13 protein-coding genes are annotated in these 12,425 nt (G+C 75.4%); 7 read left to right on the forward strand and 6 right to left on the reverse strand.

Annotated elements, in window-relative coordinates; all coding sequences use genetic code 11:
* Positions 1-39: 39 nt before the first annotated feature.
* On the reverse strand, positions 40-1,263 hold the full coding sequence (locus ABD158_RS10435; RefSeq protein ID WP_344006829.1) for a sulfite oxidase: 1,224 nt from the start codon (positions 1,261-1,263) through the stop codon (positions 40-42).
* Between the two features lie 389 nt (positions 1,264-1,652).
* On the opposite strand from ABD158_RS10435, the gene ABD158_RS10440 reads away from it, so the two are divergent.
* The 3 genes from ABD158_RS10440 to ABD158_RS10450 are packed head-to-tail and all read left to right on the forward strand — an operon-like array spanning position 1,653 to position 4,210.
* The gene (locus ABD158_RS10440; protein ID WP_344006830.1) at positions 1,653-2,774 is read left to right on the forward strand and encodes a FlgD immunoglobulin-like domain containing protein; all 1,122 of its coding nucleotides are present in this window, start codon (positions 1,653-1,655) and stop codon (positions 2,772-2,774) included.
* Positions 2,775-2,793: 19 nt separating this feature from the next.
* Positions 2,794-3,081: a DUF1905 domain-containing protein gene (locus ABD158_RS10445; protein ID WP_344006832.1), complete on the forward strand. Its 288-nt coding sequence runs from the start codon at positions 2,794-2,796 to the stop codon at positions 3,079-3,081.
* 1 nt (position 3,082) lies between these two features.
* Positions 3,083-4,210: a DNA glycosylase AlkZ-like family protein gene (locus ABD158_RS10450; protein WP_344006834.1), complete on the forward strand. Its 1,128-nt coding sequence runs from the start codon at positions 3,083-3,085 to the stop codon at positions 4,208-4,210.
* Here ABD158_RS10450 and ABD158_RS10455 read toward each other — a convergent pair.
* Positions 4,207-4,719, reverse strand: coding sequence for a hypothetical protein (locus ABD158_RS10455; protein ID WP_344006835.1), 513 nt, complete (start codon positions 4,717-4,719; stop codon positions 4,207-4,209). The two genes, ABD158_RS10450 and ABD158_RS10455, sit on opposite strands and share 4 nt — an antisense overlap.
* A 30-nt stretch (positions 4,720-4,749) precedes the next feature.
* Here ABD158_RS10455 and ABD158_RS10460 point away from each other — a divergent pair, with 30 nt between their 5' ends.
* Genes ABD158_RS10460 through ABD158_RS10470 form a run of 3 tightly spaced genes read left to right on the forward strand, consistent with a single transcriptional unit; the run spans position 4,750 to position 7,462 of the window.
* Entirely contained in the window at positions 4,750-6,165 is a 1,416-nt protein-coding gene (locus ABD158_RS10460) for a M15 family metallopeptidase (protein ID WP_344006837.1), read from the forward strand.
* Entirely contained in the window at positions 6,165-7,013 is an 849-nt protein-coding gene (locus ABD158_RS10465) for an SCO6745 family protein (RefSeq protein WP_344006839.1), read from the forward strand. The genes ABD158_RS10460 and ABD158_RS10465 overlap by 1 nt, the downstream gene beginning before the upstream one ends.
* The gene (locus ABD158_RS10470; protein WP_344006841.1) at positions 7,010-7,462 is read left to right on the forward strand and encodes an HIT family protein; all 453 of its coding nucleotides are present in this window, start codon (positions 7,010-7,012) and stop codon (positions 7,460-7,462) included. The genes ABD158_RS10465 and ABD158_RS10470 overlap by 4 nt, the downstream gene beginning before the upstream one ends.
* Positions 7,463-7,490: 28 nt before the next feature.
* On the opposite strand, the gene ABD158_RS10475 is transcribed toward ABD158_RS10470, so the two are convergent.
* Genes ABD158_RS10475 through ABD158_RS10490 form a run of 4 tightly spaced genes read right to left on the reverse strand, consistent with a single transcriptional unit; the run spans position 7,491 to position 11,531 of the window.
* The gene (locus tag ABD158_RS10475) at positions 7,491-8,312 is read right to left on the reverse strand and encodes an ABC transporter ATP-binding protein (RefSeq protein WP_344006843.1); all 822 of its coding nucleotides are present in this window, start codon (positions 8,310-8,312) and stop codon (positions 7,491-7,493) included.
* Positions 8,309-9,388, reverse strand: coding sequence for a FecCD family ABC transporter permease (locus ABD158_RS10480; RefSeq protein ID WP_344006845.1), 1,080 nt, complete (start codon positions 9,386-9,388; stop codon positions 8,309-8,311). The genes ABD158_RS10475 and ABD158_RS10480 overlap by 4 nt, the downstream gene beginning before the upstream one ends.
* A complete protein-coding gene (locus ABD158_RS10485) occupies positions 9,385-10,458 on the reverse strand; it encodes a FecCD family ABC transporter permease (protein WP_344006847.1) in 1,074 nt (357 codons plus the stop codon). Before ABD158_RS10485 ends, ABD158_RS10480 begins: the two co-directional genes overlap by 4 nt.
* An 8-nt stretch (positions 10,459-10,466) precedes the next feature.
* On the reverse strand, positions 10,467-11,531 hold the full coding sequence (locus ABD158_RS10490; protein WP_344006849.1) for an iron-siderophore ABC transporter substrate-binding protein: 1,065 nt from the start codon (positions 11,529-11,531) through the stop codon (positions 10,467-10,469).
* Between the two features lie 125 nt (positions 11,532-11,656).
* Here ABD158_RS10490 and ABD158_RS10495 point away from each other — a divergent pair, with 125 nt between their 5' ends.
* Complete coding sequence (locus ABD158_RS10495; protein WP_344006852.1) at positions 11,657-12,412, forward strand: SDR family NAD(P)-dependent oxidoreductase; 756 nt, start codon at positions 11,657-11,659, stop codon at positions 12,410-12,412.
* Positions 12,413-12,425: the final 13 nt, after the last annotated feature.

Below are 12,425 nucleotides of genomic sequence, written 5' to 3' on the forward strand. Positions count from 1 at the left end.
CGAGCCGCCCCTACCTCGGTCGGGGCGGCTCGTGTGGTCTCAGGCCACCGTGACCGGGTGGCGCACGACGGCGTCGAAGAAGTAGCCCTGCGCGTTGTACGGCGTGACCAGCGGCTGCCGGCGCCCGGCGCGGTCCGTCGCGCGGGCCAGCAGCTCGTAGGAGCCCGCCCGCGGCGCCCGCCAGCGCACCGACCACCGGGTCCACCCCGTGCCGTTGTCGGCCGGACCGCTGCGCGGCGCGCGGCCCCGCGGGTCCTCGAGCTCGGCCGGGCGCCAGCTGCGTCCGCCGTCCAGGCTCACGTCGACCCGGCGGATCGGGCCGGCGCCGCTCCAGGCGCGACCCGTCAGGGTGCGGGTCACCCCGGCGGGCAGGGTCGCGGCCCACGGCAGCTCCCAGGCGGAGCGGACCGGGTTCACGGTCAGCGGCGGGGAGTCGGCGGGGTAGTCGCCGCCGGTCATCCGGTAGAAGGTCGTGTTCCACGGGGAGGTCAGCCCGCGCCGGGAGACCTCGAGCGAGCCGAGCCACTTGATGCTCGCGATCCCGATCCACCCGGGCAGCACCAGGCGCAGCGGGAAGCCGTGGTCGGGCAGCAGGTCCTCGCCGTTCGCGGCCCAGGCCAGGATCGCGTCGTCCAGCGCCTTCTCGATGGCGAACGGGCGACGGACCCGCCCGTAGTTCGTGCCACCGCTGGTGAACTCGTCGTCCAGGCCGGTCGCCATGACCGCGACCGCCCGCGGCGAGACACCGAGGCGACGCAGCACGTGGCGCAGCTTCACGCCCTCCCAGCGCACGGTGCCGACCGCGCCCAGCGTCCACGGGGTGCCGCTCGCGGGCTCGTCCTGCTGGCTGGCGAAGAAGCTCCGCCCGTTGCCGGTGCACTCGAGCACGGCGGTGTGGACGTGACGCGGCAGCCGCTTCAGCTCGCGCAGCGACAGCACGTGCGCGTCGGCCTCGGAGCGGGGCTCGCGCAGGCCGTCGCCGAAGATCCGGAGCCCGTACGTCGCCGGGTCGATCGTCGGCGTCCGTGTGTGGTTGCGGACGAACAGGTGGCGCTGCGCGGTGTGGTAGCGCGCCGGGTCGACCGAGTCCCAGCGCATCTCCGCGTTGGTGCCGTAGTCGACGAACCGCCGCGGTGGCAGCGGCTTGAGGATGTTGGGCGCGCCTGCGCGGGCCGCGGGGCCGGTGGTGACGAGGGCCGTGGCCAACGGGGCCACGGCCGCGGAGGCCAGGACGGTGCGACGCGTCGCGCGGATGGGGGTCATGAGACGACATCTAACACTATCTAGTTTGTCGTCTATGCGGTGTCCGGGCCGGCCGGGCCGCTCCTGGAGCGCCGAGGACCGACGGGCGCCGCGGTGGCTGTGGGTCGTGCCGGTGCTGACAGTGCTCCCCGGGGCTCCCCGGGCTGGGATCGCTGCTCGGCGGCGCAGGGCCCGCGGTGGACGCGGCGTCGCCGTTCGTCGCGCTCGGCCTGGCCCGGTGGCCCGCCCTCGTGACGGCGCTCCTCGGGGTGGTGGTGCTCCTGCGGCGCGTGGGCCGACCGGCGGAGCGCGTCTCGACACTTCCCGACGTGACCCTCCAGCCTTAGGGTGCGCCCCGTACATCGACGACGACACGGGGGAAGCACATGAGACGCACCATGGTCACCGGCATGGTCACCACCACTGCCACCACCATCGCCCTGGCCGCGGTCCTGGGGCTCGCCGCGACGGCTCCGGGGACCGCGTCCGCCGCGGCCGCCGAGGCTGAGGGCGCGACGCCGCGGGTCCTCACGCCGGCCGACGGCGCGAGCCTCACCGCGCCGGTCGACGCGGTCACCGTCGACTTCTCCGGCGCCGAGCCGGGGGCGTGGGAGCTGCGCTTCAGCGCCGCGGACGGCACGCTCTGCGGCAAGCAGGGCTGCCCGTGGGACACCCGCGTCGAGGTGGGCGCCTCCGAGGGCGAGCGGACCGTCGAGCTGCGGAGCGCGATCCGGGTCGCCGGCGACTACGACCTCCAGGTCACGCGCGCCGAGCCCAACGACACCCTGCCCGACGACGCCACCTCGGGGTTCTCCCTCGACAGCGCCGTCCGCTACAGCGAGGTCCGCCAGCGGGACCGCACGTTCACGCCCCGGCGACGCGACGGCGTCGACGACCGCACGTTCCTGTCCTTCGACACCGTCGCGGCGGCCGCCCGACCCACGGTGTCCGTCCTCGACGCCACCGGGGCGCTCGTGCGCACCGGCACCGTCCGCGACTCGGGCGCGAGCGACTCGCCGGCCCCCGGTCCGGGCCCGGTGGCCTGGTTCTACTCCTGGGACGGCCGCGACGACGAGGGGGCGACGGTGCCCGCGGGCAGCTACCGCGTCCTCGTCTCCACGGCCGACGAGGCCGGCGTGCTGCGCCGCGTCCGTCGCGGGGTCGTCGTGGAGGCCGCGGCGGCCCGCGCCGGGGTCTCCCGGGAGCCGGGTGACGACGCGAGCATCCTCGCCGCCTCGCGGCGCTGCAGCTCGACGGTCAGCTACGCCAGGAGCCGCCTCACGCTGCGCTGCCGCGTCGGCGAGCCGGGCTACGCCCTCGCGGCGTACGACGTGCGGGTCCCGGAGCGGGCGCGCGTCCTCGGCTTCTTCGTGCGCGCCGAGACCACCCGGACCGGGCCGGACGGCCGCGTCACGCGCCGGGTCGAGCGGATCTCGCCGCGCACGGCCCGCGTCCGGATCCGGTTGACCGGCGGGATCTCGACGGCCATCGACCGGGTCGCCGTCCGTTGGGAGGTCCCCGCCGGGAGCTGATCGTCGTAGCCTCGCGGGCGTGGAGCTGACCGTCGAGGGCGTGGTGTGGGAGTGGCGCGGGCCCGCGCCGTACCACTTCGTGACCGTCCCGCCCGACGAGGCCGCGGAGATCGCCGACGTCGCCGGGGCCGTCACCTACGGGTGGGGGATGGTCCCGGTGACGGTCCGCCTCGGCGGCACCGTGGTGACCACCTCGCTGTGGCCCAGGGACGGCGGCTACGTCGTGCCGCTGAAGGACGCGCTGCGCGCGCCCGAGGGCGTGGCGCTGGACGACGTCGTCACCCTCACGCTGACGATCGACGTCTGAGGTGGCCGGGCCCCTGGTGCTGACCGCCGCCCAGGCGCGGCGCGCGGCGGTGCGGGCCCAGCTCCTGACCCGACCACGACCCCATGACGTCCTGGGCGTGGTCCGACGCCTCGGCGTCCTCCAGCTCGACCCGACGGCCCACGTCGCCCCGAGCGCCGACGTCGTGCTGTGGAGCCGACTGGGCTCGGCGTACGACCCCGCCGAGCTCCGCGACCTGCTCGACACGCAGGCGCTCGTCGAGGTCCGGATGATGGCGCGCCCCGCCGAGGACCTGCGCCTGCTCACGGCGGAGATGGCGGCCTGGCCCGGCGAGGGCGGGCTGACGCCCTGGCAGGAGGAGCTGGTCGGCTGGGTGCGCGCCAACGACGCAGCGCGTCGCGACGTCCTCGCGGCGCTCCGCGCCGACGGCCCCCTCCCGGCCACGGGGCTGCCCGACACGTGCGCCGTGCCGTGGCGCTCCTCGGGCTGGACCGACGGCCGGAGCCGCGGTCGTCTCCTGGACCTGATGGTGCAGCGCGGGGAGGTCGCGGTGGCCGGCCGGCAGGGACGGGTGCCGCTGTACGACCTCGCCTCGCGGGTCCACCCCGGTGACGAGCCGGTGCCGGCGGCCGAGGCGCGGGCGCAGCGCGACGTCCGGCGGCTCGCCGCGCTGGGAGTGGCCCGGCCCCGCGCGGCGCAGGCGCCCGGGGAGCCTCACGACGTGGGAGCGGCGGGGGTCGAGGCGCGGGTCGAGGGGCTCCGCGGTCGCTGGCGGGTGGACCCGGCGTACCTGGCGGACTGGGACCCCGCGGAGGCCCGGGTGGCCCTCTTGTCGCCCCTCGACCGGCTGGTCATGGACCGGCGGCGCACGAGGGAGGTCTTCGGCTTCGACTTCACCCTCGAGATGTACAAGCCGGCGGCGCGGCGACGGTTCGGCTACTGGGCCCTCCCGGTGCTGGTCGGCGACCGGCTCGTCGGGACCGTGGACGCGGAGGCCGTGCGCGAGGCCGGCGAGCTGCACGTGCACGCCGTGCGGGCCGACCCGGCCCACGACGACTGGACTCCCGCGGTCCGCGACGCCGTGGGTGCCGAGGTCGACCGGCTGGCGGCCTGGCTGCAGCTCACCCCGGTGCGGGAGCCGGGGGCCTAGACCGGGCGGCCCACGTCGACGCAGTCGGAGACGACCTCGACCACCCGCAGGACCCGGCCGGACCCGTCCTGCACGCGTACCGGGGAACGCAGCCGGAGGAACGCGGGGACGCCGGGCCCGACCGTGACGTCGGCCCGGATCTCGTCCTCGTCGCGGTCCCGCTGCGGCTCGAGACCGAGCCGGCGCCAGGCGCGGTCCACCCGGTCGACCAGGCCCCGGTCCTGCGAGGCCCGGAGCACCAGGTTGCGCCGCGCCACGAGCTCACCGACGTCCTCGCCGAGCAGGGGGTCGCACGCCCTCAGGTCCAGCCCGCGCAGCGGCTCGGCGTCGACGCCGGCCGCGTCGGCCGCGGCCTCGAAGGCCGGGGCCGTGGTGCCGACCAGATCGGCGGTGACCTCCTCGAGCTCCCCCGGAGACAGCTCCGGGGCGCTGCTGCAGGCGAGCAGCGTCACCAGCAGCGCCACGAGCGGCGCCACGACGGTCGGCGCACCGCCCGCGAGTCGTCCCACGAGCCGATCGTAGTTGGGCAGAATGCCGCGGTGACCCCACGTCTCGGAGTGCTCGTCCCCCTGCTGCTCGCCCTCGGCCTGCTCACCGCCCCCGCCGCCGGTGCGGCGGACCCCGCGGGCGTGACCGCCGATCGGACGGGGGCGGGACCCACCAAGAGCCTGCGCCTCGTCGTCCCCCGCGGGTACGCCGGGCAGACGGTCCGCGTGACCGCGCGCCTGCGGGCGGCCGACGGCGACCCCGACGCCGACCAGGAGGTCCGTCTGCAGCGCCACGACGGACGCCGCTGGCGGCTGCTCGACGCCGCCACCACGGCCGCCGACGGCACCGTGTCGGCCCCCGCGGTGCTGGGGCGGCGCACCGAGCGCAACCGGTTCCGCGCGGTCCACACGACCCCCTCCCGCACCCTCACGACGACGCGCGCCGTCGCGCTGCGGCAGCGCTCGAGCACGCTGGCCCTGGCCGGGCAGGCCCAGGTCCGCGACGGGCGCGCGATCACCCTGCGGGTGCGCTGGGTCTCGGGCAACGGCGAGCCGGTCCGGGGCCGCGTGAGCCTGCAGCGCGCCGTGGGACGGTCCTGGCGCACGGTGGCGACCCTGCGGCCCGACGCCGACGGGCGCGCCACCCACCGCACCACCCCGTTCGGCCGGGAGCGCTGGCGCGCCGTCGGCCGCGGCCAGGCCTGGGTGCGCGGCGACACCAGCGACGCGCTCGCCGTCCGCAGCATCCCGCCCGGCGACCCCGTCCGGCTCCCCGCGGGCGCCCCGGCGCCCCGGGTGGCCCTGCCCGGCCAGCCCCGCGCCGTCGGCGAGGGGCCGAACGCCACCGCCACCCGCATCCCCGACGGGGTCTGGGCCGACATGGTCGGGAAGAGCTGGCGCGCCGGTTGCCCCGTCGGCCGCGACGGGCTGCGCCTCGTGCGCACCAACTACTGGGACTTCGACGGCTACCGGCGTCGCGGCGAGCTCGTGGTCAACGCCGCCATCGTCGGCAAGACCCTCGACGTGATGCGGGCGATCTACGACGCTCGGCTGCCGATCCGCCACCTCTACCGCGTCGACCGGTTCGGCTACTCCTCCAGCCTGAACGGTGCCGACGACCACGCCTCCATGGCCGCGGACAACACCTCGGCGTTCAACTGCCGCGACGTCGTCGGCCGCCCCGGTCGCCGCTCGCCCCACGCGCAGGGTCGCTCCATCGACATCAACCCCTGGGAGAACCCCTACCGCGCGTCCTTCGGGTGGACCCCGAACACCTGGTGGGTCCAGAAGTCGCACCCCCGGGTGGCCTGGCGCTCCGCGAGCCACCGGATGGTGCGGATACTCACCTCCCGGGGCTTCCGCTGGACCTACGGCACCTTCGACGCCCACCACTTCGACGGCCGCCGCGCGGTCGGGACCGACCGTGCGCCGCGGCCCCTGGCGTGCGACGGTGGGGTGTGCCACTGATGACCCCCACCCGGACCTTCTGGCGGGCCTACGAGCCCCTGCACGCGGTCAGCTACTTCCAGCCGGCGTTCCGCGAGGACATGGCCGCCCGCGGCCTCACCGGCGGCTGGAACGACTACTTCGCCGCGCGGTCGGCGCCGCTCGGCCCCGTGCCCCCGGCCGTCGTCACCGCCCTGTTCTTCGGCTTCGCGCCGGTGCGGGTGGAGCGGGCGCTGCCCAAGGTGTGGGGGCGCATCGACCCGCAGGTGGCCCTCGACTCCCGCCTCGAGACCGCGAGCCGGGTGCTGGCGCCCGCCGCGGCGACGGTGGACCGGGCCGACCTGGCCGACGCCGTGGCCGCGCTCGAGCGCGCCGCCGAGGACGCGTCGTACGACGGGAGGGCGCTCGGGGCGGCCTGGGCGAGCGTCCCGCGTCCCGACGACCTGCTGGCCCGGCTCTGGCTGGCCACCGCCGCACTGCGCGAGCACCGCGGCGACGGCCACGTGCTGGCCTGCGTCCACGCCGGGCTGACCGGCCTGACGGCGGGGATCACCCACGTCGCGTCCGGCGCCGTGGACCGCGAGGTCCTGCAGGGCAGCCGCGGCTGGACCGACGAGGAGTGGGAGGCGGGCCTGGAGGACCTCGCCGCCCGGGGCCTCGTCGAGGGCGGGACCCTCACCGAGGCGGGCCGGGCGCTGCGCGACGAGGTCGAGGCCCACACCGACCGGCTCGCCGAGCAGACCCTCGACACCCTCTCCCGCACCGCCGACGTCGACCGCGTGGTCGGCACGCTGCGGACGATGTCGCGCGACGTCGTGGACCGCGGCGACGTCGGGATGCCCAACCCGATGGGCCTCGAGCGCCCGTGAGCCCGGCCGCCCGCGCGTCGACCGGCGCCGGGGCCTGCCTGTTCTGCGCGATCGTCTCCGGCGGGGCCGAGGCGACGGTGGTCCTCGACGAGCCGGCGTTCGTGGGGTTCCTCGACGTGCGCCCGGTGTTCAAGGGCCACGTGCTGCTGGTCCCGCGCACCCACGTGGTGACGCTGCCCGACCTGCCGGCCGAGCACCGCGACGGCTTCCTCGAGGCCGGTCAGCGGCTGTGCCGCGCGGTCGTCGACGGCCTCGGCGCGCAGGGGTCGTTCGTGGCGCTGAACAACACGGTGTCCCAGTCGGTGCCCCACCTGCACTGCCACGTCGTGCCCCGCACCCGGGGCGACGGGCTGCGGGGCTTCTTCTGGCCCCGCACCCGCTACGGCGACGACGAGGCCGCGTCGTACGGCGCCCGGCTGCGCGGCGCGCTGGCCGCGCCGGGGGAGTAGACCCGGACCGAGGCCCCGCCCCCGGCCCTCAGGCCTCGGCCTCGACGAGACCGCGGGCGTGGTGGCGACCGATCGGCAGCACCATCGGGGCCCCCGAGACGGGGTCGGGCACCACGTGGCTGCGCATCCCGAAGACCTCCTCGACCACCGTCGCGGTGAGCACCTCTGCCGGCGGCCCGGCGGCGTGCAGCCGGCCCTCGCGGACGGCGACCAGGTGGTCGGCGTAGCGGGCGGCCAGGTTGAGGTCGTGCAGCACCATGACGACCGTGGTGCCGCGCTCGCGGTTGAGCTCGGTCAGCAGGTCGAGCACGTCGACCTGGTGGGCGACGTCGAGGAACGTCGTCGGCTCGTCGAGCAGGAGCACGTCGGTCTCCTGGGCCAGGGCCATGGCGATCCACACCCGCTGGCGCTGGCCGCCGGAGAGCTCGTCGACCGAGCGGTCGGCGAGCTCGGTCGTGCCGGTGACCTCCAGCGCGGACGCCACCGCCTCGTCGTCCTTCCCGCTCCACCGGGCGAGAACCCGCTGGTGCGGGTGGCGCCCGCGCGAGACGAGGTCGGCCACGGCGATGCCCTCGGGCGCGACCGGCGACTGCGGCAGCAGGCCGAGGACGCGGGCCACCTCCCGGGTCGGGAGCCGGTGCAGGTCCTTACCGTCGAGCAGCACCCGGCCCTCGCGGGGCGCCAGCAGCCGCGCCATCGAGCGCAGCAGCGTGGACTTGCCGCAGGCGTTGGCGCCCACGATGGCGGTGATCGACCCGGGCGGCACCGCGAGGTCGAGGTCGGTGACCACGGTGCGGTCGCCGTAGCCCAGGGTGACCCCCTGGACGCTGAGGGTGTGGTCGTCGGTCACAGCGAGCCTCCGGCACGGTTGGTGCGGACGAGCAGGTAGACGAGGTACGGCGCGCCGAGCATGCCGGTGATGACGCCGACCGGGTAGCGCGCCCCGAACGCGTACTGGCCGACCATGTCGGCGACGCTGACGAGCAGGGCCCCGACCAGCGCCGAGGGCACCATCAGCGAGGCACCCGAGCCCACGAGGCGGGCCGCGATCGGCCCGGACAGGAACGCCACGAACGCGATGGGTCCCGAGGCGGCGGTGGCGAACGCGAGCAGCGCGACCGCGGCGAGGATGACGAGCAGCCGCGTCCGCTCGACGCGGACGCCGAGCGCGGACGCCGAGTCGTCGCCCTGCTGCATCAGCGCGAGGTTGCGGGCCTGCCCGAGCAGCAGCGGACCGAAGCACGCGACGGCGATCGCCAGCGGGACGATCTCGCCCCAGGTGGCGCCGTTGAGGCTGCCGGTGAGCCAGCGCATCGCCACCTGGAGGTCCCACTCGGCGGCACGCACGATAACGTAGGACACGACGCTGTCGAGCATGGCGGCGATGCCGATCCCGATGAGGATCAGGCGGGTGCCGACCACGCCGTCCTTGTAGGCCAGCAGGTAGATCAGCGTCGCGGTGGCCAGGGCCGCGACGACGGCGACGGCGGCGACGAGACCCTCGCTGAGCGACAGCACGACGAGCCCGACGACCGCGGCGGCGCTCGCGCCGGCGCTGATCCCGATGATGTCGGGGGAGGCGAGCGCGTTGCGCAGCATGGTCTGGAAGGTGATGCCGGCGATGCCGAACGCGGCGCCGGTCAGCACCGCCATCACGGCCCGCGGCAGCCGCAGCGTGCCCACCGTGAACGACGCGCCGGGGACCTGCTCGCCGAGGATCACCCGGACCACCTCGCCGGGGCCGTAGAAGGTCTGCCCGACCATGAGGCTGGTCGCGAAGACGCCGAGGAGCACCAGCGCGAGCACGACGGTGACGACCAGCCGCTGACGACGACGGCGCGCGCGGCCCGCGACGTACGACGAGACGGCCGGCGCTCCCGGCGGCCCGGGCGTGGGCCGGGCGGGGCGGTCGACGGTGGCGGTCACAGCGCACGCACCTTCGTGCGCCGCACGATCCAGATGAAGACCGGCGCGCCGATGAAGGCGGTGATGATCCCGACGTCGACCTCGGCGGGGCGGGCCACGATCCGGCCGACGACGTCGGCGGTCGTCAGCAGCGCGGCGCCCACCACCATCGACATCGGGAGCAGCCAGCGGTGGTCCAGCCCGTAGACCAGGCGGCACAGGTGGGGGACGACGAGCCCCACGAAGGCGATGGGCCCGGCGATGGCGGTCGCGGCGCCGCACAGCACGACCGCGCCGAGGCCGGCGACCGCCCGTGTGACGGCCACCCGCTCGCCGAGGCCCGCGGCCACGTCGTCGCCGAGGGCCATCGAGTTCATGCCGCGCGCGCAGGCCAGGCAGACGAGGAACCCGACCACGAGGAAGGGCAGCACCTGGACGATCTTGGCGTAGCTCGCCCCGCCGACCCCGCCGATCTGCCAGAACCGGAACTGGTTCATCACGTCGATGCGGGGCAGGAGGATGGCGCTGATCAGGGAGGTGAAGGCCGCCGAGGAGGCCGCGCCGGCCAGGGCCAGCTTGAGGGGGGTGGCGCCCCCGCGGCCCAGCGACCCGACGGAGTAGACGAAGACGGCCGCGAGGCCGGCGCCCGCGATCGCGACCCAGAGGTACGACGCGGGGGAGGCGAGCCCGAAGAACGCGATGCCGGACACGACGGCCAGCGAGGCGCCCGGGGTGACGCCGAGGATCCAGGGGTCCGCGAGCGGGTTGCGGGTCACGCCCTGCATCACCGCCCCGGACACCCCGAGGGCGGCGCCGACGACCATCGCGAGCAGCGTCCGCGGCACGCGCTTCTCGACCGCGGCCTGCTCGATCCCGCCCTCGGTGCCCCCGAGCACGCCCCGCAGCTCCTCGAGGACGTCGGCGGGCGCGATCACCCGGGCGCCCAGCGCGATGGAGGCGACGACCGCCGCGGCGAGCAGCGCGACGGCGACGACCACCCAGAGCAGACGGGTGGCCGACGCCCGCCGACGGGCCCCCGGCCGGGGGGACCCGTCGGCGCGTGCGCGCTCGGGGGTGAGGACGTCGGTCACGAGGGTCCTCAGCGACCGGCGGTCGAGGAGTTCTGCGCGGCGTCGGAGAGCATCGCCAGGTAGTCCTCGAGGCCCCACGGGATGGAGAGCGGGGTCGGGTTGGCCGCGGCCGCGAGCGGCGTGGAGTCGGGCAGGACGGCGACCGCGCCGTCGGCGATGGCGGGGATCTCGGCCAGCAGCGGGTCGGCCTGGACCTGCTCGAGCAGGTCGTCGGTGCCGTAGGTGACGAAGAGGTCGGTGTCCTCGAAGGAGTCCGCCTCCTCCGCGCTCACCGTCAGGTAGAACTCCTCGCTGCCCTCGGAGGCCTCGGCCACGGCGGGGGACTCCTCCATGCCGTTGTCGACCAGGAAGGCAGGACGCGGGTCGAGGTCGGAGTAGAAGCCGATCTGGCTCAGGTCCGTGGGGTCGGTGAAGGTGAACGCGACGCTGGTGCCCTCGAGCTCGGGGTGGGCCTCGAAGGCCTCGGTGGTCTGCTGCTGCAGGTCCTCGACGAGGGCCTCGCCCTCCTCGGCCATGCCGAGGGCCTCGCTGTTCATCCGGATCATCTGCTCCAGCGAGGTGCTCCAGGCGACGTCGGGGAAGGCGACGACGTCCGCGATCTCGCTCAGCGTGTCGTAGTCCTCCTGGGTCAGACCGGAGTACGACGCGAGGATCACGTCGGGGGCGGTGTCGGCCACGGCCTCGAAGTCGAGGCCCTCGGTCTCGTCGAACAGGACCGGGGTCTCGGCGTCGAGCTCGGTCAGCTTGTCCTCGACCCACGGCAGCACGCCGTCGCCGTCGTCGTCGCCCCAGGAGGCCTCGCTCATGCCGACGGGCACGACGCCGAGGGCCAGCGGCACCTCGTGGTTGCCCCAGGAGACGGTCGCGACGCGCTCGGGGCGCTCGCTGATGGTGGTCTCGCCGAAGGCGTGCTCGATCGTGACCTCCTCGAACTCGGAGTCCGAGGACTCCGAGGACCCGGAGCCGCCGTCGGCGGAGGAGTCGCTCTCGGAGCCGCAGCCGGCGAGGAGCGCGGAGGAGAGAGCGGCGGCGGCGCAGGCGGCGACGGCCGTGCGGGGGCGGGGGATGCGCATGGTCTGGACTCCTACGGAGGTGAATTAGGTGAGGCAACCCTAAGCACATCGGGCCCCGACGTCGACAGGAGGGGTCGAGTCGTTACGTTGGTGGGGTCCGTTACTGATCAGTAGGAGGCAGTCAGATGGGTCGTTTCGACGAGCGGGTCGCGATCGTCACGGGTGCGGCGCGAGGCATCGGGCTCGCCGTGGCCACCCGGTTCGCGGAGGAGGGCGCCGCCGTCGCGGTCCTCGACCTCGACGAGTCGGCGGCCCAGGAGGCGGCCTCGACGCTGCCCGGCAAGGCCGTGGGCGTCGGCTGCGACGTCGCGAGCGTGGCGGGCGCCGAGGCGGCCGTCGAGCGCGTGGTCGGCGAGCTGGGCGGCGTGCACTTCCTGGTCAACAACGCCGGCATCACCCGCGACAACCTGCTGTTCAAGATGAGCGAGGAGGACTGGGACCTGGTCATGGGCGTGCACCTCAAGGGCGCCTTCGCCATGACCAAGGCGGCCCAGGCCCACTTCGTGAAGCAGCGCTACGGCAAGGTCGTCAACCTCTCCAGCGTCTCGGCGCTGGGCAACCGCGGCCAGGCCAACTACTCCGCCGCCAAGATGGGCATCCAGGGCTTCACCCGCACGCTCGGCATCGAGCTCGGGCCCTTCGGCGTCAACGCCAACGCCATCGCCCCCGGCTTCATCGCCACCGACATGACCGACGCCACCGCCGCGCGGGTCGGGATGAGCGTCGAGGACTTCCGGGCCGCCGCGGCCGACCGCAACCCGGTCAAGCGCGTCGGCTTCCCCGAGGACATCGCGGCCGTCGCGGCGTTCCTGTGCAGCGACGAGTCGTCGTACGTGACGGGCCAGACGCTGTACGTCGACGGCGGGGCCACGCTCGTCTGACCCGGCGCGCCTC

This window comes from Nocardioides lentus (assembly GCF_039529515.1).
Taxonomy (GTDB): domain Bacteria; phylum Actinomycetota; class Actinomycetes; order Propionibacteriales; family Nocardioidaceae; genus Nocardioides; species Nocardioides lentus.

Excerpts from the sequence above, each read along its gene's own strand:
- ABD158_RS10435 (WP_344006829.1), bottom strand. The coding sequence starts at position 1,263 with ATGACCCCCATCCGCGCGACGCGTCGCACCGTCCTGGCCTCCGCGGCC.
- ABD158_RS10440 (WP_344006830.1), top strand. The coding sequence starts at position 1,653 with ATGGTCACCACCACTGCCACCACCATCGCCCTGGCCGCGGTCCTGGGG.
- ABD158_RS10465 (WP_344006839.1), top strand. The coding sequence starts at position 6,165 with ATGACCCCCACCCGGACCTTCTGGCGGGCCTACGAGCCCCTGCACGCG.
- ABD158_RS10490 (WP_344006849.1), bottom strand. The coding sequence starts at position 11,531 with ATGCGCATCCCCCGCCCCCGCACGGCCGTCGCCGCCTGCGCCGCCGCC.
- ABD158_RS10495 (WP_344006852.1), top strand. The coding sequence starts at position 11,657 with ATGGGTCGTTTCGACGAGCGGGTCGCGATCGTCACGGGTGCGGCGCGA.